Origin of the sequence: Bacillus nitratireducens (assembly GCF_036320425.1) — a bacterium.
Classification (GTDB): domain Bacteria; phylum Bacillota; class Bacilli; order Bacillales; family Bacillaceae_G; genus Bacillus_A; species Bacillus_A nitratireducens.
The window spans coordinates 688,790-710,797 of record NZ_JAUMJO010000002.1; the positions used below are offsets into that span (position 1 = coordinate 688,790).

The window sequence follows — 22,008 nt, forward strand, 5'->3', positions numbered from 1 at the left end:
TTGAAAGATGAATTTTTTTGATTGTAACTTACAAATAATAAAAAATGTAAGTTGTTGAAATAACAGAAGCTAATTTTATTATGTAAATAAAGTGGACGGTGAGAAAAATGACAGAAAAAGCATTAACGAGAAATGTTGTTTTGGATGCAGCGGAAAAGGAATTGATTAAATATGGATGGAGTAGGACGACGCTTGTTAGTATTGCGAAATCTCTTGATGTTAGTCATGCAGCTTTATACTCCTATTTTCGTAGTAAGGCAGCACTTCGCGACGCTATTTTGGAAAGATGGTTATTAAAGTATTCGGATCAACTTGAGAAAATTAGTGGGAAAGACGGAGAAACAGCAGTGATTTTACAAGAGTGGTTCTTATGTTTGTTCCAACTTAAAAAGAAAGAGTTACTGGAAAATGAAGAGCTATTTACATTGAATAGTTCGTTAGTGCAGCAAAAGAATGCTGTTATCCAAAAACACGAAGAAAGATTAGTTAGGCAACTGGAAAAGGTTATAAATCAAGGGATAGAGCGTAACGAGATTGAAAAACAAGACAGTTTATTTTTAGCGCATACGATTTTTGGACTCCTATCATCGTTTTATCATCCTGCTTTTTCTGAGCGATGGAAAGAAGAGAAGATAAACGAAGAATTTCAAAAGTCATGGGAAATTGTTGCGCGTGGTATTTTTCAAAAGTAAAGAACTTCGTATCATATAAGGCTTTCAATCAGGAAACGTAATGAGAAGGGGAGATTATATGAGTCATTATAAAGAAGAACAACAACGTGTAAATGTAGTCATTGAAAAAGTAGACGAGGAACTGAAAGAGCTGGACAGCCGAATTGGTTCGGTGAAGTCTGAAATTGTAAATATAAGAAAAAACTTTTGGGAAGATGTAAAAGTAAATATAGATAATATTAAAGAGGCGGTTGAAACGGCGGCTAGTATTAGGCAAGAGGCCGAGATTCTTTCAGAAAGGGAGCATACCCATCACCATGCGAAAAATGAATATAATCTTTTAACGAAAATAAAAGATACACCGTACTTTGGAAGAATTGATTTTAAAGAAGAACAAGAGGCGGATACTGATGAGATCTATATTGGTATCGGCTCTTTTTATGATAAAGAGACAGATGGATTTTTAGTATATGATTGGCGCGCACCTATTTCTAGTCTTTATTACGATTATTCTTTAGGAAGTGCAAAGTATATAGCACCAATGGGGACAATATCAGGTGATTTACTTTTGAAACGTCAATATATTATCCGGAATGGTAACATTCAAAGTATGTTCGATACAGGTGTAACGATAGGGGATGAACTCCTTCAAGAAGCGCTAGGAAGAAATGCAAGTGAACAAATGAAAAGTATTGTAGCGACAATTCAAAAGGAACAAAACAAAATTATTCGAAACGATAAAAGTGATGTATTACTTGTGCAAGGGACGGCTGGAAGTGGAAAAACTTCAGCAGCTCTGCAACGGGTTGCGTATTTATTATATCGTTACCGCGGGACAGTAAACGCGGATCAAATTTTGCTGTTTTCTCCGAATGAGTTGTTCAATAGCTATATCGCTAACGTCTTACCAGAGCTTGGTGAGGAAAATATGCAGCAAACGACTTTTCAGGCGTATGTGGAGCATATGATCAGCAAAAGTTTTATTGTAGAAGATTCTTTTTCACAGCTAGAATACATGTTAACGAAAGAACAGGAAAACATGTATGAAACGAGGCTAAAAGGAATTCAATATAAATCATCGATTGAATTTATGGGACTGATTGAGAAATATGCGAGAAGTCTAAGTGAAAAAGGACTAGGTTTTCATGATGTCACATTTAAAGGTGAAGTGCTGATTGAGGAAAGAACGATATATGATTATTTTTATGCGCTAGAAACGTCTATTTCCATACCGAATCGAATGCAGCTTACAGCGGAATGGATTCGTAAGAAGATAAATGAATTTGAAAAGAAAGAAGCGAAAAAAGACTGGGTAGAACAAGAAATTCAGTATTTAAATAAAGAAGATTACAATCGTTTTTATGAAAAATTAGAGAAGGATAATCAATTTGATTATTATGAGCAGGAACATGAATTATTAACGAAATATGTAGTGAGAAAACATTTTCGTTCATTGCGAAGAAAGGTGAAATCTTTAGCTTTTGTAAATCATTCTGCAATATTTCAGCAGTTCTTTGAAACCATCCAGAAAGATGTTTTTGTGCCAGATGGTTGGGAAGAGATATGTAAACAAACAGTAAATCGGTTGGTGAGAAAACAATTAGCGTATGAAGATGCAGCGCCGTATTTGTTTTTAAAAGAATTAATTGAAGGATTTAAAACGAATCACCTTGTGAAATTTGTATTTATTGATGAAGTACAAGATTATACACCATTTCAGTTAGCGTTTATGAAGCGGCTGTTTCCTAAGGCGAAATGGACAATGCTTGGGGATGTAAATCAAAACATTTTATCACACGCTAGCGATAGAGGGATGGATATGATTTCAACGTTGTTTGCAAATAGAAAAGTAGAAAAAATTCAACTTAACCGTAGTTATCGCTCGGCAAAACCGATAATTGAATTTACAAAACATATCATTCCAAATGGAAAAGAAATTGAAGCTTTTAACCGTAACGGGAAGAAACCGTTATGTATAAAAGTGAATGATGAACGAGAGCGCGCAGAAAGTATCATAGATAAAGTAAGAGATTTACAAAAGCAAAGTCATAAATCGATTGCAATCATTTGTAAAACAGATGAAGAATGTATAAGGGCTATGGAGTTAATAGGGGACAAATTAGATTTTCAACTTGTAAAAAAAGAAAATACGACTTATGAAAAAGGCGTTGTTATTATTCCTACTTATTTGGCAAAAGGGATAGAGTTTGACGCTGTTATTATATTTGATGCTTCAAATGACATGTATAGCAAAGAATCTGAACGGAATTTATTTTATGTAGCATGTACACGAGCGATGCATGAATTATATGTATATTATGCAGGAGAGATTACGACAATGCTTTCGAAAGTACCGAAAGCATTATTTCAAAACGAAACGAGTAAAGGGAGAGATGTTTAATGGCTAATCTATTAAATGCTTTTCAAAACTGTAGTAAGGAAGTTTCAATGTTATTATCCATTCCGAAGTATGTAAAATTAGTGCATGAGCATGAAGAATTGCGTGATGGTGTAAATGTTGAAATACATCGTTATCAAGCAGAAGAACGACTAAATTATGGTGGCTCTCATATAACAACTATTACTTCTCAAAAAGATAAGCATCTTTTAAGTTATACGAATATGATGCCAGTATACTCTAATAAACTACCTCATAAGGATGAGGCAGAGGAAATAGCAATGGATGTAATGAAAAAGGTTGATCGACAATATGCAAATGACCTAACTTTGCTTCGCATAGAAAAACAAACGAGACATTATGTTGATGGGGGACAAACTGTGGAATTTCCTGTTTTATGGGTAAAGATGATGCATAATAACGGAAGTTTTAACTGGGTGACAATTGGTGGCGATGGACAAATCATCGAATTTGAGCGTGAAGTACGCTGGGATTATATGATGAGCCGCCGTCAAACAGAAATGTGGTATTATGATGACTGGGTATTGGCACGAATGGGGAAAGGACCACAATTATTGTCGCCAGCTGCTTTAGCTTAATATGTAATAGGTAGGTCTCTATGATAATATACCGTTAGTAATATTTTATCTATATAATAAACTGCACATAAAGGACTGAGAAATATGAGAAGAAAAGGTTATTTTATAGACAATGAGAGTAAGCGGTTATACAACAATGACATCGTAGTCTCAAATAAAATATATTCTAATAATCCTACGTTGGCAGAACTGAAACAAATGATTTATAACGGTGGAATAGAAGAAGTGTTTATATCCGATTATTTTGACGATCGAAAAAGTAATTTAGAGCGTGAATCAATAGATGATGTGAGAGCCGAATGGGATACAAAATATCACAATAATATTTGTCTTACTGATGAACCAGTATCTTTAGAAGATTTTCCAGATGAATATCTCTTCTTTGTTGAAATGTGGGAAAATGAAAGAGGAAAAGTAATTTTAGTGTTATTTATGCATCATTAGAATATTCGGGAAGCCTTTATATTGGCTTCCCGATATTTTTTATGCTGAAAAAATATTATGCAAGATGTTGGTAATATACTACGTATTTTTCTAATCCTTCAATCTCTTTCTCAGGAGGTTCAATTCCACCTTTTCGGCCGTAGCAAACATTTCTCAAGTATTCGCCGAAAATTATAGAGCGACTTTTCTCATTTTCCATCCAATTATATCTATTAATTATAAAATCACCATCAAAACTTGTATCAAATGTATATGGAATACAAGTTATATGTTTTGGTAAATGTTTTTTTAATACTCTATATTGCCGACCTGCTCCTAAACTTTTACATACAAACAGTAAACTATTAATTGTTGTAAAATCAAAAATCTTCTTAGCTTCAATTACATTTGCGATAGAATGGAGAGAGTTTTTCTCGAAAATGATAGCGTCTTCTGGTACACCGTGTTCAATTAACTTGTTAACAATTACTTCTGATTCTGATAACTCTCCATAATTCCAGTTTGGATGTTTCATTCCATGTAAACTAGTACCACCTGTGACGATAATTTGTGCACCTAAACCTTGTTGATAAGCATGTAAAGGAGTTTGCCAATTACCAGGATGGGAACCACCGAAAACGAAAATTGCATCACACTGTTGTGGTGTTGATTCTTTTAGGAAAGCGATTTCGGTTATTTCTTCAATTTGTTTTTTCATAAGATGTGGGACTTCAGGATATTTAGGGATTACCATATGAAAACCTCCTATATAGTGAAATGTTAAATTCATTATATAGCGATGTTGTTTAGTGGAAAAAGGGAAGTTTTTCATTTGACAGTTCCCCTTTTATGATAACTCTCCTATAAACAAAATTTCTCCTTCATCATAAAATCCATCGTCATCCTTGATTATCTCTTGGAAATGCAATGTTTGGACACTGTTAGAAATTGATATTTTCCATTCATGCCCGAAGTCGGAATCATTGGAGAGGGGAATCCATTTTTGAAATTCATTATCTCTATTGAAAAATTTTTGAAAGTAGTCGTCGTTTTTAAATATGATGATTTGTGAGTTCCATAAGCTTGCTATTTTGATCATAACAACGACTCGATATGTATTTGTATCGTTCGGTTTCATTGCTATTAATTGATTCGCTTGATTTAACAGGGTTTGAATGCACAATCGCTTTACTTTCCTAGGTGTTGTACTAGAATCGATAAAAGCTTGAGAGCCTGGTAAAGGCATATGCCAGTATTCATCGTTATAGAAAGTAGATGGAAATGCTTTAGTGGCGTCTTCGATTCTTTTCATAAGAGTTTTTGTTTTTCGTTTCATTCCGCGTATTTTCTTTTCACGCATTGTTGATCATCTCCATAAATTTTTGCAAGGCAGCTGAGTGGAAAATATCTTTTCGAGTAATAAAGGTAGTAGGAACCTTTTTAAAGTGATTTGGTAATGTATTTAAAGATAAACCATGTTCGTAATCTGGAATAATAGATTTCAGCATAATAGCCGTACCCATACCTGATTTTACACATGCAAGTATTGCTTCAATTGTTCCGAATTCTAGTATTCTTTTAGGTGAAATCCCTTCTTCTTGAAGCCAGTTTTCTAATAGTTTTCTGTAATAACAACCTTGACTAAAAGCGAGTAAATTCAGTTCTCCTATTGTTTTAAAGGAAGATAGAGGATTCTTGCTAATGAGAACGAGTTCTTCTTCTCGAAATGAAAGTGTATGAAGTTCAGTATGCTGAATATTTCCAGCGATAAGAGCCCCGTCAAGTTTTCGCTCTAAAACGAGCTGAGTTAATTGGTCTGTCGTATTTGTTTCTAGAATCAATTCAACTTCTGGATACTTTTCATAATAGATCGTTAATATGGGCGGGAGACGAACGGCTGTTGTCGATTCTGTACACCCGATTTTTAACGTGCCTTTTGGCTCGGTTCCGTTACTTTGGACAGCTTGAATGGATTGATCGATTAAGTGGATGATTTGTTTTGCATATGTTAATAAAATTTTTCCGTTAGAAGTTAAAGTAACGCCTTTTCCATTTCGATAAAATAAAGGCACACCTAACTCGATTTCTAGTTGTTTTATACGCATCGTTACACCTGATTGTACATAGTTTAAATTTTTTGCGGCATGAGATATATTTCCTACTGTCGCAACTTCGTAAAAAACCGTTAAATCTTTTATGTCCATTTATTATCACCCCGAAAAAGGTATCAATTTTTTTGATGGATTCTATTATTAACACTTATTTTACATGATATCAGAACCTTCATACAATGAAAGGGATATGGGGGAGATAACGTTGATAAGTGAAGAAAAAATTGAAAAGTACAGTAGTTCTAATAAATGGATCATGTTAACTTTGGCAACGGTAGCACAGGCAAGTGCAACACTTATAACATATGGAGTAGGGGTACTCGCTTTATTTTGGAAACAGAAATATGCACTTTCGAATATGCAGGTTGGGTTGTTAATAAGTGCTGTAAATATTGGTCCGCTGTTTTGTATGCTTTTTGCCGGAAGGTTACTTGATCGATATAACGAAAGAATATTAATTGGAGCGAGCACTGTATTACTTGGCGGGGGGCTTTTACTTGCTCATATGGCAAGGGGATTTATTGGGCTATTATATGTCCTTCTTTTAATAGGAACTTTTTATAGCGTATCCCAGCCAGGGGGAAGTAAAGTAATCTTGAAATGGTTTCCGAAAGAAATGCGCGGATTAGCTATGGGAATACGGCAAGCCGGTATACCTATTGGCGGGGCGTTAGCAGGAGTAACGATCCCTTTGCTTACACTTAAATTTAGTTTATCTTATACGATAAATGTTATTGTAACTATATGTATAGTAGGTGGGTTATTGTTTTTCATATTTTATAAGGAATCGTACGTACGAGAACACACGAGCCAAGAAAATGTAAGTATTTCTTTTTGGATGCAGTTAAAAAAGGTAATATGTAAAAAAGAGCTGTATCCAATTTTTATTACAGGTATTTGTATGATTTCTTTACAGATGGTATTAGTCGGACATTTTATGAAGTTTTTAGCTGTTGAAAAATCGATAACACCTATTTTAGCAGGGAAAGTATTTTCGGTTATGCTATTTGCGGGAATGATAGGCCGAATTATATTAGCTACAATAAGTGATACATATTACAAAGGGAATCGTCGGACACCGTTGTTTATTTGTGTAAGTATTTCTTCTTGCTTAATTCTAGTTGTTGTGATGAGTATACATACAATGAGACTTGGGGCATTATTTGTGGTAAGCGGACTATTAGGATTTTTTGCAATTGGTTGGTTTAGTCTTTTTATGGTCGAAGTTGCTGAGTCTGCAAGTGAGGAATCGGTAGGTTTAACAATGAGTTTTGCACTTACGCTTAATCAAATTGCTATTATCTTTGCACCTGCTTTGTTTGGTTATATAGTAGATCGAGAAGGCTACACATATGCATGGATGGGGATAGCTGCATTACTAAGCGTTTCAGCAGTAAGTTTATGTAAAAGTAAATGAATATTAAAAATGTAAATCTTTTATGAAGAAAATCTAAAGAAATGTCATGGGAGGGACATTTCTTTTTTAATATGCTGTATAATCAATTTGTAAATGAGATTCGTTTTCATTAACGCTCATTTCCTCTTTTGAAATTACCTGTAATTTCAGCCATAATAAGTTGTTTTTCTTTTTCGTTATTTGCCCGATTTATTTTGTTTAAAAATTTTTCAGCATCATTTCCTTTTAAAATTATAATCTATTTTCCGTAATATTCAATTGAAACTATATTGTTTTTTGTTACTCGATAATGAAACATCATATCATCTAAACGATTGCGTTTATCGGTCTTTTTCAAATTAACGCCCCCATTCTTGTTAATGTGTAACGAATGTTACATAAAAAATTTAAATTAAAGTTGGATGTATCCGATTGTAAGGTGGAAATTTTGTAAAAAAGAACTACAATAGAGAGTAGTTAAAATTTGAACGTTAGAAAAAGGAATCTAGTTTAATATGAGGAATAATAGAGTAGATAGATTATAAGATATTTAAAAACTAAAAGATATAGAATAGAATGGAAAAGTATAAAGTGAAACTAGATAAAAGAGGGTTCCCATATGTTTAAGAAATGGTTAATCGCTTTCTTTGTTTTTGCTATTTTTTGTGGAAGTGTCGCTGCACTCATACATGCAAATAAAGAAAAGAAATACAGTTTGAAGGCATTTTCAAATTTTGAGGATAAAGTTGATGCGAATCAGCAAAAACGTTATGATATTGCAGCAACGAAACTCGATCAATATTTAAAAGATAAAGGATTTAACGGAACGGTTCTCGTAACGGATAAAAATAATGTGGTTTTACGAAAAGGCTACGGGTATGCGAATATAAAAGATAAAGTTTTAACAACGCCAAGAACAAAATATCGCATCGGTTCCATTACGAAAACGGTAGTTGCAATATCTATATTACAGCTAAGAGAAAAAGGGAAATTAAATATAGAGGATAATGTGAATAAATATATTCCGTCGTTTCCGGCAGATAAAAATATTACGTTAAGAAATTTGTTAACACACACTTCTGGATTGCCAGAGCAGGGACAAGGTGGTGTTGATGCAGCATCACGCTTAAAGTTAGTAACATGGATTGGATCACAAAAGCTTGAATTTCCTGCAGGAACGGGATGGAGATATACAGATTATAATTATATGGTGCTTGCATATATTGTAGAAAAGTTATCGAATAAACCGCTTTCTGAATATGTGAAAGAAAATATTTTTACTCCTGTTGGGATGTATGAATCTGGGATGGGGGCAACTTTTCCTGGAGATATGTTTTTAGCAACAGGGTATACGAAAAAAGATAATGAGTTAGTAACTACGTCTCGTTTAAGAATGAATTGGCTATATGGTTGTGGTGAAATGTACACCACTGTTGATGATATGAAAAGGTTAGATGAGGCAATTATGGATGGTAAGCTACTTTCTAAACAAAATTTATCAGATATGTTTACTGTATCACCCGCTAGGAAGTATGGATTTAGTTTCTACATTAATGCAGATTATAATCATAATCATGGAGTATTAGCTGGATGGAACACATTTAATAATTTTAATGGAGATAAACGGATTTATGTGATTCTTTTCTCTAACGTACAGAATGGGATGAACGATACATTTAATCAAGAGTTTAGAAAGATGGCGAAAGATTTAATAGAAGGAAAATAATTATTTAAAAATCGGTATTGATATAAAATTATCAATACCGATTTTTTTATTTAGTAAAGTTTTATTTAGTGAACAAGCGTGTATGAGAGGGAATTAATATTAGAATAAATTTATGAAGGAAGTTAAATGATATTAATGTTAAATATAGGGAATTTTTTTGTGAATGTCATCTATTTGTATTGAAATTATGTGATTATCATGCGGGAGAATAATTGGTAATTTTTACATTGATGAAAAAGCTTGAGCTTCACACTATGTTAAGCCTTACATTATTGTAGACATGAACAGGAGGTTGAAAAATGAAAAAAGTAGTAAAGTTTTGTTTAATCGCTACATTATCTATAACGATTATTAGTGGATGTTCTTTTGAAGGGAATAATGAAAATGTCAAAGGGAAAGAGGATAAAAAAGTAGAGGTACAGAAAAACGCTGGAAAATATACGATGCCGGATGAAAAAGATAAACATGAAGGTACATGGCTACAATGGCCTCATGAATACACATATGGTCAAGAGTATAAACAAGAAGTCGAACCTATTTGGATTAAGATGGCAAGTGCTTTAACTGAGGGTGAAAAAGTCCACATTGTTGCATATGATGAGGAGGAGAAAGAGCGAATCAATAAGCTTTTAATAGATAAAGGGCTGAATATGGCTAAAGTTGATTTCTTTATCGCTCCTACAGATGATGTGTGGGCAAGAGATAGTGGACCGATTTTTGTTTATGATAATAATAAAAACCTAAAAATATTAGATCCAGCATTTAATGGTTGGGGAAAGAAAACTCCTTATAAAAATGATGCCCGTATACGTGAGAATGTTAGTAAACAATTAGGGATTGAAAGAATTGATTGGGGGAAATTTGTCCTTGAAGGTGGCGCAATTGAATTAGACAGCAATGGGACTGCTTTATTAACTCGAAGCGCAGTAACGAATAAAAATAGAAATCCTGATTTATCAGAAGAGGAAATTGAAAAATATATAAGTGACCTTGGGGTGACAAACTTTATTTGGTTAGATGGGGTGCCTAATTTAGATATTACTGATTTTCATATTGATGGATTTGCTAAATTTCATGATAAATCTACAATCGTAACGATGGCAGAAGATGACTTGGCTGAATGGGGCTTGTCAAACAAAGATATGGATAAATTGTTAGATGCAAAAAATGCTTCAGGACAGAAATATAAGTATGAATACTTACCACTTAGTAAAGATAAAGTTACTTTAGAAGATGGAAAAACTCTTGATTATAAAGGGTCGTATATCAATTATTATATTGGAAATAAAGTTGTATTGGTGCCTAACTATAACGATCCAAATGACAAAATCGCAAACGATACGATTCAGAAGTTATATCCGGATCGTAAAGTAGTGGGAATTGATGTGAGAGAACTTTATAAAAATGGTGGAATGATCCATTGTGTGACACAGCAACAACCGATTCAATTGAAGTAATCGATTATAGTTTCGTTATGTTGCTTTATAGACAAAATAGGTGAAATGCTATCTTTACCTATTTTGTCTTGTTTTAACAACTGTAATAAGAATGAAATGTATAATTTTAATGTAATGATAATTAAATAAAAATATATTGTCATTATTGTTTTATATGGAAAAGGAGAAAAATTTTTGTGTTAAAGAATTTAAAGAGAGTATTTTCGTTGTTCCCTATCGTTCTACAGTACATTATAAATGTAGCTTTGATCTGTTTGGGAATTGTTTTAAGTGTGTTTCTTATGAAAGAAGTCATTCAATTTATACAAGAACTGAAATTGAGTGGTGAGGAATCTGGTTATCATTTAATTGATAGCATTGTCGTATTCTTTTTATATTTTGAATTCATTGTAATGATTATAAAGTATTTTCAAATGAACTTTCATTTTCCATTACGTTATTTTATATATATAGGTATTACGGCCATTGTTCGTCTAATTATTATAGACCATGATAGTCCAATGGATTCATTGTTATATGCTTGCGCGATTCTTGTGTTAATTAGTGCTTTATTTATTGCAAATTCTAAAATAATGCGTCGTGATTTAGAAGAGTGAACATTTGTTGTTTAAATCAAAAAAGATGTTTTATCTTTTGATAAAAAGGAGTAATGGTATTGAAAGAAATAATCTTAACTAGTTTCATAATAATAGGATTTATGATTCTACTATTTAATTGTATACTTTCATAATTTAAAAGAATAGAAGGTTAATAAGGAAAGAGGTTTTTGTAAATATGGTTCATTACAATAATCAAAATAGTTTACATCAAATATTTACATTAAAGGGAACAGTTATAAGAGATATTTTCCCGCAAATTTTATTATATATATGTGTTTCAGCGATAGTAACTGTGATTCATTATTATTATGTAGAAATAAAAATGAATCAAACTCCTTGGGTAATTGTTGGAGGAGCTTTAGGTCTACTGTTAGTTTTTCGTACTAACACTGCCTATGATAGGTATTGGGAAGGTAGAAAGTTATTTGGCACGGTTGGTGCTTGTACTAGAAATTTGGCAGTTAGTTTTTTATGTTACTGGGAGTCTGAAGGGAAAAAGACGGATCAGGAAAAATTAAAATTTTTACATTTGTTAATTGCTTTTCCAAAGATAGCGAAAGGACATTTGAGAGACGAAAAAGATTTATCCGAAATAAAAGCATTGTTTGATATTTGTTCTGAGAAGGAAAAAGAGATGTTGGCTGAGTCTATTCATTTACCGATTAGTATAGTTTTTATGTTAAAAACTATACTATCAAAAGGTTTAAAAACGGGTCAAATTCATCCAAATGCGATAATTAATATGGAAGCTGATTTGAATACTCTGCTCACGGCTGTGGGTGGATGTGATCGGATCAAAACAACGCCTATTCCTTTTGCATATTTTGCTCATATTAAAATTTTACTGCTCATATTTTGTGGGACTTTACCGATTGGCCTTGTTGATAGTCTTGGATGGTTTACAGTACTTGCAACTACGTTTATAAGTTTTGCATTTATAGGTATTGAAGCAATAGGAGTTGAAATTGAGGATCCATTTGGTCAGGATCCAAACGATCTTCCGTTAGAAGGAATTTGCATTGGGGTAGAAACGCATTTAGTGAATTTATATAACCAAAACGCCCTATTAGAAGTAATGGATTTGAATCTTGATAAAAAAATCATCTAATCCCTCATTGTGTACGACGATTAAAATTAAAAAACCTTGTCAAGAGTCAGTTTACGGCTTAACGACAGCTTTATATTTTTTATATAAATATATAATATTTCTCCGTGCTATAATCCATTCATGAAATGTGCACGTTTCGAACATTGTTATGAAAAGAGAAATAGTTGGCATAGTGAAATTAGTTATTCAACCATTATTAAAAAGCGAGGTAAATAATATGGAACAAAAACATAATGGAATTATTTTTACTGCAATACCAGATAAATCAAATGCATATTATCGTCCATTTTATGAAGACCTGATTTATTTTAATGAATACTTAAATGAAAATAAATCATTTACTGATCAACTTGTTTCTTTATCCGTTGAAGAGCAAGACTTTCATACAAGCTTTTTTGAGTATGATGATATTTGGCTAAGAGATGTTGCACCAGTTGTCACAAATCATTTAGTTAAATTTAAATATCAACCAAATTACTTACCGAAAGATCAATGGAGATATTTAGATCAACAATTTAATAAATGGTTGAAAAAGAACGATTTTGAATATGTGAAGTCTCCATTGATATTAGACGGTGGAAATCTTATTTGGAATAAAAAAGATACTGTTATATTAACGGAACGCATATTTGATGATAATTATGATTGGACGGAAGAAGAAATTATAGAGCAACTGGAATGGGATTTGGATGTGAGTCGGGTTATTATTATTCCTGCTGAAGAGGGAGATGTACTTGCACACGCAGACGGGATGGTTAAATTTATTGATGAACATACAATGTTTATTAGTGATTTTTTAGGGGATCATGAATTTAGATATAAGGTTCAAGAGATTATTCAAGAGCAAATGCCAGAGGCTGAATTTATAGTTGTTCCTTCGTCATATACAGAGAAGGGTCAATACGATGAAGAGATAGCGTCAGCAAAAGGTTTATATATAAATATGTTAGAAACATGTGATACGCTTTACGTTCCTAAGTTTGGATTAGCTAAAGATGAGGAAGTTTTACGATATATTCAACAGCATACTGAGAAACAAGTTATTCAAAGTCATGTAGGAGAAATATCGACAATGGGAGGCGCCATGAATTGTTTAACGTGGTATTGTCCTAGTCATTTGTTACCTTCAAAAATGAAAAGGCTGAACGATCAGAATGAAGGTTCTTCAATCAGAAAAATATTTGATTGGTTTTAATAAATAAGCTTATATATAAGAAAATGTATTCAAGGGGTATTTATATGTATACAATTACTGAATTTTCACGGATTTGTAAAATGAGTACACGAATGTTAAGGCATTATGATAAAGAGGAAATATTGAAACCAGCATATGTGAATCCAGTAAATGGATATAGATATTATGAGCAAGGGCAGCTTGAAATAGCGTTGAAAATTAAAAAGCTAAGGGAGTACAAGTTCCCTTTACCGAAAATTAAAATCATTCTTCAGTCATCAGATCAAGATTCATTTATTAAACATATGCAATCGCAAATTATAGAGTTGTCTCATGAGGTAAAACAAAATTTACAGGTTATTTCAGAAATGAATGAAATGGTAAATATGAATCATGCTTTAAATACTGCTTGTCATAGAAATTACGATATATTTATTGGAATGAGAAATGAAATAACAGTAATTGCTCAAAGACTGCAAATAAATATAGATGATATGGATGATTATTTTTATGACTTATATGAAAAAGTACAAAAGCATAACTTACAAATGGTCGGTTCGCCCTCTACGGTCTTTTATGATGAAGAGTATATTCCAAATGAAAGTGAAGTTGAATTAAGGATTCCGGTCATGCATGGGAACAATAAAGATGTAGTACAAGAATATGAAATAAAAAAATTAAATCCACATCAAATCGTTACTACTATGCATTATGGAAGTTATGACTATATAGGCTACGCTTATATTGCGTTAGAAAAATGGATTGAAAGAAATGGTTATGTAATAGATGGTTCACCATATGAGGTCTACATAAAGGGATCTGAATGTGATTGTTTAGTAGAAGAGTATGTCACACAAATTTGTTTTTTAGTTATGAAAATAGAATGAGAATAAGGATTGACATTAACATTATGTCAATCCTTATTCTATTTATGTAAGTAATTCATCATAATAAAAAGGAGAAAGAATATGAAAAGAACAATCATGATTATTTGTCTGATTCTAAGTATGACATGGGTTTCAGCGTGTACTCCTGGAGTAGGAGAAGGTGAGAATGGTAGCTTCGTTCTACCAAATCAGTTGCCCAAAAATGTAGTGTTTAAAAATGGTACAATCTATACTTCAAATGGCAAGCAAGACATTGTAGAGGCTGTAGCCGTTAAAGAAGGGAAAATTACATTTGTTGGTTCAAACAAAGATGTAGAAGAATTTATAAATGAAGATACGAAAGTGGTGGATTTACAAGGACGTTTTATTCTCCCTGGTTTTGTGGACAATCATAATCATATATTTGAGGCGAAATCACCAGCAGCAGGGAATTGTAGTGTCTCATCAGATGCTTCGCTGCAAGAACAACGCTCGTATTTAAAGGCTTGTAAAAAAAATGTGAAAGATGGCGAATGGATAAGTGGAACAGGGTTTAGTTTGGAAGAGCTGTTAAAAGATATGGACGAAAAATCAGAACAACAAACGCCATTACAAGTTCTTGATGAGTTATTTCCTAATAACCCCGTATTAATTATGGAAAGAACCTCTCATTCTGTATGGGTTAACTCAAAAGCACTGGAGTTAGCTGGAATAAATAAAGATCCGCAAGGCGGAAGAATTATTCGGGATCCAGAGACAGGAGAAGCTTTTGGGATTCTTTATGATACAGCAGGAGATATCGTGATGGAAAAAGCATGGAATTCTCAGCCCAATCTGTTTGAAAAAAATTATGAAGGTTTGCTGGACGGATTAGATGAGGTTGCGAAGAATGGTATTACAACAGTCGGTGATGGACGTCTTTATTGGAAGCGAGGCTGGTTAGACGTTTGGAATAAAGTACATGATGAAAAAAAATTAACAACGCGAGTAGTACTTCGCCCATGGGTATATCCAAATGTAAATGAAGCAGAACAAATGGAGTATTTCAAAAAAATTAAACGTGATGATTTGTCATCCCGCATGCTTATTAATCAAGTGAAAATGTATAGTGATGGAATTAGTATTAATAGTACAGCTAAAACGCTTGAAAAATATAAATTTGAGTGGTTTAAAGGAACCCCGTATGGTTTGAACTATATTCCAGAAGAAAAAATGAAATGGTGGTTAACTGAACTTAATAAACTTGGTTACGGTGCACTCATTCACACAATTGGAGATGGCGGGGTAAGAGAGAGTTTAAATGCAATTGAAGCAGCGAAAAAAGAAGGTGCGAATCAACCTTATACGCTTACGCACGTGGAAATGGTAGAAGATAGTGATATAAATCGTTTTGTTAAATTAGGTATTAGCGCTGATTTTCAAGTAGGTCATGATTTTGCGGAAGATCCTAAACAAAGCTGGGCGAGTACGTATTTTACAAATCAACAGATGAAACGAATTATGCCGTTAGAACGAATTTGGAAAACAGGAGCAAACGTATCACTTAGTAGTGATTGGGATGTAAATGAACTAAATCCACTTGTGACGATTTCAAATGCACTAAGCATTGATGAAAAGGGCTTGTCTGATGTATACGCAGCTATCGATGCTTATACAATTAAGCCAGCTAAAGCATTAGGTCTTGATAGTGTTACTGGTTCAATTGAAGTAGGTAAATCAGCCGATATGATATTACTAAATGAAGATATTACTAAAATGAGTACCGATAAGATTCCGAATGCGAAAGTTTTAGTGACGGTTTTACAAGGAGAAGTAGTGTATCACAAGGGAGAATAAAGAATCAGTTTATGAAGTAGTTAATATATTTCTGTTGACCTTAACACGATGTCAAAGTTTAGACTGAACTTACATTCGTAGAAGGGGTGAAAACGTATGAGAAATAGTTTATTTTATATGCCTGCTGAGTGGAAAAAACATGAGGGAACATGGCTCCAATGGCCTCATGATAAGGCTCATAGAGGTGAAGGTTATAGAGCTAAGTTAGATGATATTTGGGTAACGATGGCAAAGGAGCTTCATTACGGAGAGAATGTGCATATTGTTGTATTTGATGAGGAAGAAAAAGTGCATGTCCAATCGAAGTTAATGGAAGCAAACGTAAATATGGACAAAATTAGTTTTTTAGTTGAAGAAACGGATGATGTTTGGATAAGAGATAATGGACCGATCTTTGTAAAAGATAAGGAAGGCAATCTCTGCTTAACACACTGGATTTTTAATGGCTGGGGGGAGAAATATCCATATGAAAATGATGCTGTTATTCCGGAAAAAATAAGTGGAATGTATAGCATTCCAAAAGTTAAATCTAGTGTTTGTATAGAAGGTGGAGGAATAGAGATAAATGGAAATGGCACCTTAATGGCGGCAAAAACTTCTATTATAAATGAAAATCGAAATCCTACACTAAGTCAGGAAGAGATTGAAATAGAGTTAACGAAGTATTTGGGAGTAACGAATTTTATATGGATAACTGGTATTCGCGGAGAGGATAATTATGATGAAGATACAGATTACCATATTGATGGGGCAGCGCGTTTTGTAAATGAAAATACAATTCTTTATGAATATGATCCTTTCGGGGAAAGCGAATCATCCCTTTTGGAGGCGTACGAAAAGCATTATCAAGAATTGAGACAAGCAAGAAATATAGATGGAAAGCCATTTCAGCTCATACCAGTACCGGTGACAAGAAAAGTGGTAAAAGAAGCAGACTGTAAGGGCTCATATTTGAACTTTTATATTGGAAATGAAGTTGTATTAGTTCCTATATATGGCGATGAACATGACAAGTTAGGGCTTCAAATCATTGAAGGGCAGTTTCCAGGAAGAAGAATTGTCGGTATTTATGTAAATGAACTGTTTGCGTATGGTGGCATGATTCACTGTGTGACGCAGCAACATTTAGCATAAAGTATCCGAAATGAAAAAAGCGTGCAGAGTATATACTCTGCATGCTTTTTATAATGCTGAAAACTCTTCAACAAGTGAGCTAAAACGATTTAATGCACTTTCAATCGGTTCTGGTGTAGTTAAATCAACACCAGCTTTTTTCAGTAGGTTTAATGGATAATCAGAGCTTCCACCTTTAAGGAATTCGATATAATTTTTCTGAGCATTTGGGTCGCCGCTTAATAATTTATCAGCGATTTGGATTGCAGAGGCAAATCCAGTTGCGTATTTGTATACGTAAAATGGACGATAGAAGTGTGGAATTCTAGACCAGCCGTATTTTACTTCTTCGTCAAATACGAGAGAGTCGCCATTATATTCTCTAAATAAGTTTTCGTAAACTTCGCTGAAGACTTGGGCATTTAATGGTTTACCTTGCTCGGCCATTTCATGTGTGATTTTTTCAAACTCAGCAAACATGATTTGTGTAAAGAAAGTACCTTTAAAGCTCTCAATAAAGTGGTTAATTAAATGATTACGCACGTTCGTTTCTTTTGCTTCTTTTAATAAATAGTGAATTAATAACACTTCATTTACTGTAGAAGCAACTTCTGCAACAAAGATAGTATAGTGTGCAGAAATCCTTGGTTGGTATCCGTGTGAGTAATGCGTATGCATACCGTGACCGCATTCATGAGTAAGAGTGAAAAGGCTATTTAAATCATCATGATGATTTAAAAGAATGAAAGGATGAACACCGTATACACCAAAGTTATAAGCGCCAGAACGTTTTCCAGGTGTTTCTCTCACGTCTATATAGCGTTTATCTTTAAAGCTTTTTAATGTTTCAATATATTCTTCACCTAAAGGAGCGAGTGACGCGATCATTATGTCAAACGCTTCGTCGTATGGAATGTCTTGTTTTACACCTTTTACTAAATCAACACTCAAGTCGTATTGTCTTAGTTCATCTACATTTAATTTTTCTTTTCTAAGTTCATTATATGTATGTAATGATTGAATGTTTTTTTTCGTCGTATCGATTAAATTTTCATATACTTCTTTCGGAACCATATCGCCAAATAATGATTTTTCTAAAGCTGATGGATATTTTCTTAGCTTTGAAACAGTAACATTATTTTTAATAGCAGCAGATAAAGTAGAAGCGATAGAGTTTTTTAACTGAACGTATGGTTTGTAATAAGCTTTATAGGCTTCTTTACGTTTCTCACGATTCTCATCTTCTATTAACTTTGCATACATGCCGCGCGTTAAATTTACTTTTTTTCCATCATCAGTAGTCACGTCACCAAATAGTATATCTGCATTATTTAACATGCCAAATGTATGCTGGGGGGAGGAGAGTGCTTCGCCCATTTGGGATAAAATCTCTTCTTGGTCCTTATTCAATACGTGTTTTTTATAACGGTATAATTCAAATAAGTCTTCTTTATAATATTGTAAGCCTTCTGCTTCTTCTATGTAAGAATGTAATGTGTTTTCATCTACGCTAAGTAAGAATGGGGAAAAGAAAGATTTAGCCGCACTTACTTTCACATGTAATTGTGAAACTTTATCGACAAGAGATTGAGCATCAGTATCTCGCGTATCAAGATCAGATTGTAATCGTGCATAAGCGAACATTAAAGATATTATGCTAGATATTTCTTCACTCTTTGTTAAATAAGCTAATAAGCTATTACCATCGTAAATATTTCCATTAAACTCGTGTAATTCTTTCGTTAATACTTCAATTTTATAAAAATCGCTTTCCCAATCTTCAATTGTATGATAAATATCCGTTAAATCCCATTTCTCTTTATCATCTACTTGTAGTCGATCTTTAAGTTCTGTCATAATCATTTCCTTTCTAAATATGTAGTTATATTCCTATATAACTATGAAATACAACAAATTGCAAAAAATCCCTGCTGGAAAATGAAAAGCCTTGCTAAAATGGCAAGGCTTAAAAAATTATAATGTAATTCCGAATTTTGAATGTAAAAGATTTTTATATTGCACATCTGTAACGTTTTCTTTCGTTTTTTTACCGTTTTTCGCTATTGTTAGACTATCCTTTGTTAAAGATGCATGCCCATCTTCAGTTAGTTTTACAATAAGAGGTACTTTATTAAATGGTGAGCCCTCATGTTCAACGATAATTTTTTGTGCTGCATTTGCTTTTTCTTCATTCACTTCCTCTATATAAAATGCATAGCCTAACGTCCAATCATCAGTAGAAGATTGATCCAAAAACTCATTGTTTTTACGCATCTCTAAAATATAGTTTCCCTTTTCGGTCATTTCTTTACGAATACGATAATCTCCTGTGATGGAGTGAATGACTTCACCTGAGAAAGGGACAGGTGCAAGAGGTAAGTATGATCCGAATCCTACTTCAATTAAATAAAGTTCATTATGGTGTGTTAAAACAGTTGCGATATGACCAGAATCAACAGCCCATATAGAATTTGCAGTATTGTACACTGTTCCTGAAACGAGATGAACATCAAATCCAGCGTCTTTAAGGAAGTAGTACATAGTAGGATTAAGTTCATAACAAAGACCACCACGGTTGTTTACTAAAATTTTTTCTTTTAGATTTTCTTTTGATATTTTTATAAAGTTGTTTTCGAGAATATTTAAGTTTTCAAAAGGGACAGTTTGTGCCATTGCGTACATAATGTCAGATAAATTTTCAAATGAAACTTTGTCTTTTTTTTCTATATGTAATCGCGTGAAAAATTGTTTTTGAAAGTCGGTCATAGAAATCCCTCCGTTATGCTTTTATAGATAAATTGTAAACAATCTTGAATAAGATGTGAAATGAAAACTACGTTGAAGTATTTGATGAATATTTGAAGTTAGACTAAAAAATAATATGAGAGAGTGAGAGATTGCTACTTTACTAATTGTAGAACGAATATTATAATAATTCCGATAAACTATGCAAACGTTTTCTTGGAAGGGGATGGTGTAAATATGTTGAAAAGAATAACAGTAGTCGGATTGTTGGTTGTTTTGTTTTTACCTAGTATATATGGAGGGAGTAAAGCATATGCAGATAAGGTTAACAATGGAACGTTAATGCAGTATTTTGAGTGGTATGCTCCGAATGATGGGAATCATTGGAACCGCTTGCATTCAGATGCCGGTAATTTAGCTCAGAAAGGAATTACATCTGTCTGGATACCGCCTGCATATAAAGGAACTACGCAAAATGACGTAGGATATGGAGCATATGATTTATATGACTTAGGGGAATTCAATCAAAAAGGAACGGTGCGGACAAAATATGGGACAAAAGCACAGTTGAAATCTGCAATTGAAGCTTTACATAAGCAAAACATCGATGTATATGGTGATGTAGTTATGAATCATAAAGGTGGAGCGGATTATACTGAAAATGTAACAGCTGTTGAGGTGGACCGTAATAATCGAAATATTGAGGTATCAGGTGATTATGAAATTAATGCATGGACGGGGTTTAACTTTCCCGGGCGCGGAGATACTTATTCTAATTTTAAATGGAAATGGTATCATTTTGACGGAACGGATTGGGATGAAGGGAGGAAATTAAATCGAATTTATAAATTTAGGGGGATAGGTAAAGCGTGGGACTGGGAAGTGTCTAGCGAGAATGGAAATTATGATTATTTGATGTATGCAGATCTTGATTTTGATCATCCAGATGTTGCGAATGAGATGAAAAATTGGGGGACATGGTATGCGAATGAATTAAATTTAGATGGCTTTCGTTTAGATGCTGTTAAACATATTGATCATGAATATTTACGCGATTGGGTAAATCATGTCAGACAGCAAACGGGGAAAGAAATGTTTACGGTGGCTGAATATTGGCAAAATGATATCCGAACTTTAAATAATTATTTAGCGAAGGTCAATTATAATCAATCTGTATTTGATGCACCACTACATTACAACTTTCATTATGCTTCAAAAGGAAATGGGAATTATGATATGAGAAATATTTTAAATGGAACAGTAATGCAAAATCACCCTGCACTTGCAGTTACTCTCGTTGAGAATCATGATTCTCAGCCTGGGCAGTCATTGGAATCTGTAGTAAGTCCGTGGTTTAAACCGTTGGCATATGCATTTATTTTAACTCGTGCAGAGGGCTATCCTTCAGTTTTCTATGGTGATTACTATGGGACAAACGGAAATAGTAGTTATGAAATACCAGCGTTAAAAGATAAAATTGATCCAATTTTGACGGCACGAAAAAACTTTGCATATGGTACGCAGCATGATTATTTAGACCATCCAGATGTAATTGGATGGACACGAGAAGGTGATGGTGTACATGCGGATTCCGGTCTAGCGACATTAATCTCAGATGGACCAGGAGGATCAAAGTGGATGGAGGTTGGAAAGAATAACGCAGGGGAAGTATGGTACGATATGACGGGTAATCAAACAAATACTGTAACAATTAATAAGGACGGATGGGGGCAGTTCCATGTAAGTGGAGGTTCAGTTTCGATATATGTTCAGAAGTGAGTTGGTG

The 22,008-nt window shown here is 33.5% G+C and carries 19 protein-coding genes and 1 pseudogene; 14 read left to right on the forward strand and 6 right to left on the reverse strand.

Features of this window, described 5'->3' with window-relative positions; translation table 11 throughout:
- Positions 1 to 107: 107 nt before the first annotated feature.
- The 4 genes from Q3V31_RS09815 (at position 108) to Q3V31_RS09830 (ending at position 4,112) form a co-directional block, all read left to right on the forward strand.
- Positions 108 to 692, forward strand: a complete 585-nt coding sequence (locus Q3V31_RS09815) for a TetR/AcrR family transcriptional regulator (RefSeq protein ID WP_016130041.1) — start codon at positions 108 to 110, stop codon at positions 690 to 692.
- A 58-nt stretch (positions 693 to 750) separates the two neighbouring features.
- Positions 751 to 3,072: an RNA polymerase recycling motor HelD gene (gene helD / locus Q3V31_RS09820; RefSeq protein ID WP_090813962.1), complete on the forward strand. Its 2,322-nt coding sequence runs from the start codon at positions 751 to 753 to the stop codon at positions 3,070 to 3,072.
- A complete protein-coding gene (locus tag Q3V31_RS09825) occupies positions 3,072 to 3,668 on the forward strand; it encodes a hypothetical protein (RefSeq protein ID WP_090813963.1) in 597 nt (198 codons plus the stop codon). Before helD ends, Q3V31_RS09825 begins: the two co-directional genes overlap by 1 nt.
- A gap of 84 nt (positions 3,669 to 3,752) precedes the next feature.
- Positions 3,753 to 4,112, forward strand: coding sequence for a hypothetical protein (locus tag Q3V31_RS09830; RefSeq protein ID WP_016130038.1), 360 nt, complete (start codon positions 3,753 to 3,755; stop codon positions 4,110 to 4,112).
- A 55-nt stretch (positions 4,113 to 4,167) separates the two neighbouring features.
- Here the strand turns inward: Q3V31_RS09830 and Q3V31_RS09835 are convergent, their stop codons facing one another.
- From Q3V31_RS09835 to Q3V31_RS09845, 3 genes are all read right to left on the reverse strand, one after another.
- The gene (locus Q3V31_RS09835) at positions 4,168 to 4,845 is read right to left on the reverse strand and encodes a YdcF family protein (protein WP_090813964.1); all 678 of its coding nucleotides are present in this window, start codon (positions 4,843 to 4,845) and stop codon (positions 4,168 to 4,170) included.
- Between the two features lie 93 nt (positions 4,846 to 4,938).
- A complete protein-coding gene (locus Q3V31_RS09840) occupies positions 4,939 to 5,451 on the reverse strand; it encodes a DUF3916 domain-containing protein (protein WP_090813965.1) in 513 nt (170 codons plus the stop codon).
- A complete protein-coding gene (locus Q3V31_RS09845) occupies positions 5,444 to 6,295 on the reverse strand; it encodes a LysR family transcriptional regulator (protein WP_090813966.1) in 852 nt (283 codons plus the stop codon). Before Q3V31_RS09845 ends, Q3V31_RS09840 begins: the two co-directional genes overlap by 8 nt.
- A 112-nt stretch (positions 6,296 to 6,407) precedes the next feature.
- Between Q3V31_RS09845 and Q3V31_RS09850 the strand changes: the two genes are divergently transcribed.
- The gene (locus tag Q3V31_RS09850) at positions 6,408 to 7,619 is read left to right on the forward strand and encodes an MFS transporter (protein WP_090813967.1); all 1,212 of its coding nucleotides are present in this window, start codon (positions 6,408 to 6,410) and stop codon (positions 7,617 to 7,619) included.
- A gap of 109 nt (positions 7,620 to 7,728) precedes the next feature.
- Here the strand turns inward: Q3V31_RS09850 and Q3V31_RS09855 are convergent.
- Positions 7,729 to 7,956: pseudogene (locus tag Q3V31_RS09855) on the reverse strand (hypothetical protein).
- A 261-nt stretch (positions 7,957 to 8,217) separates the two neighbouring features.
- Here Q3V31_RS09855 and Q3V31_RS09860 point away from each other — a divergent pair.
- The 8 genes from Q3V31_RS09860 to Q3V31_RS09895 all read left to right on the forward strand — a co-directional run bounded on the left by Q3V31_RS09860 (position 8,218) and on the right by Q3V31_RS09895 (position 17,498).
- On the forward strand, positions 8,218 to 9,324 hold the full coding sequence (locus tag Q3V31_RS09860) for a serine hydrolase domain-containing protein (RefSeq protein ID WP_000475308.1): 1,107 nt from the start codon (positions 8,218 to 8,220) through the stop codon (positions 9,322 to 9,324).
- 299 nt (positions 9,325 to 9,623) lie between these two features.
- On the forward strand, positions 9,624 to 10,781 hold the full coding sequence (locus tag Q3V31_RS09865; protein ID WP_000758198.1) for an agmatine deiminase family protein: 1,158 nt from the start codon (positions 9,624 to 9,626) through the stop codon (positions 10,779 to 10,781).
- Positions 10,782 to 10,957: 176 nt separating this feature from the next.
- Positions 10,958 to 11,377 (forward strand): phosphate-starvation-inducible protein PsiE, encoded by a 420-nt coding sequence (gene psiE, locus Q3V31_RS09870; protein ID WP_000916787.1) that lies wholly within the window; start codon positions 10,958 to 10,960, stop codon positions 11,375 to 11,377.
- Positions 11,378 to 11,555: 178 nt separating this feature from the next.
- On the forward strand, positions 11,556 to 12,488 hold the full coding sequence (locus Q3V31_RS09875; RefSeq protein ID WP_090813968.1) for a bestrophin family protein: 933 nt from the start codon (positions 11,556 to 11,558) through the stop codon (positions 12,486 to 12,488).
- Between the two features lie 217 nt (positions 12,489 to 12,705).
- Positions 12,706 to 13,683 carry an agmatine deiminase family protein gene (locus Q3V31_RS09880; RefSeq protein WP_016130031.1) on the forward strand — a complete coding sequence of 326 codons (978 nt, stop codon included), beginning with the start codon at positions 12,706 to 12,708 and terminating at the stop codon, positions 13,681 to 13,683.
- Positions 13,684 to 13,727: 44 nt separating this feature from the next.
- Positions 13,728 to 14,549 carry a MerR family transcriptional regulator gene (locus tag Q3V31_RS09885; protein ID WP_016130030.1) on the forward strand — a complete coding sequence of 274 codons (822 nt, stop codon included), beginning with the start codon at positions 13,728 to 13,730 and terminating at the stop codon, positions 14,547 to 14,549.
- A gap of 81 nt (positions 14,550 to 14,630) precedes the next feature.
- Entirely contained in the window at positions 14,631 to 16,364 is a 1,734-nt protein-coding gene (locus tag Q3V31_RS09890) for an amidohydrolase (protein ID WP_016130029.1), read from the forward strand.
- A 96-nt stretch (positions 16,365 to 16,460) separates the two neighbouring features.
- The gene (locus Q3V31_RS09895; protein ID WP_329764967.1) at positions 16,461 to 17,498 is read left to right on the forward strand and encodes an agmatine deiminase family protein; all 1,038 of its coding nucleotides are present in this window, start codon (positions 16,461 to 16,463) and stop codon (positions 17,496 to 17,498) included.
- 48 nt (positions 17,499 to 17,546) lie between these two features.
- On the opposite strand, the gene pepF is transcribed toward Q3V31_RS09895, so the two are convergent.
- Together pepF and Q3V31_RS09905 are read right to left on the reverse strand one after the other, a co-directional pair.
- The gene (pepF, locus tag Q3V31_RS09900; protein ID WP_000137578.1) at positions 17,547 to 19,334 is read right to left on the reverse strand and encodes an oligoendopeptidase F; all 1,788 of its coding nucleotides are present in this window, start codon (positions 19,332 to 19,334) and stop codon (positions 17,547 to 17,549) included.
- A 117-nt stretch (positions 19,335 to 19,451) separates the two neighbouring features.
- Positions 19,452 to 20,243, reverse strand: coding sequence for an arylamine N-acetyltransferase family protein (locus Q3V31_RS09905; RefSeq protein WP_000129229.1), 792 nt, complete (start codon positions 20,241 to 20,243; stop codon positions 19,452 to 19,454).
- 216 nt (positions 20,244 to 20,459) lie between these two features.
- Between Q3V31_RS09905 and amyS the strand changes: the two genes are divergently transcribed.
- Positions 20,460 to 22,001, forward strand: a complete 1,542-nt coding sequence (gene amyS, locus Q3V31_RS09910) for an alpha-amylase (RefSeq protein WP_000919650.1) — start codon at positions 20,460 to 20,462, stop codon at positions 21,999 to 22,001.
- The last annotated feature ends 7 nt before the right edge of the window (positions 22,002 to 22,008 follow it).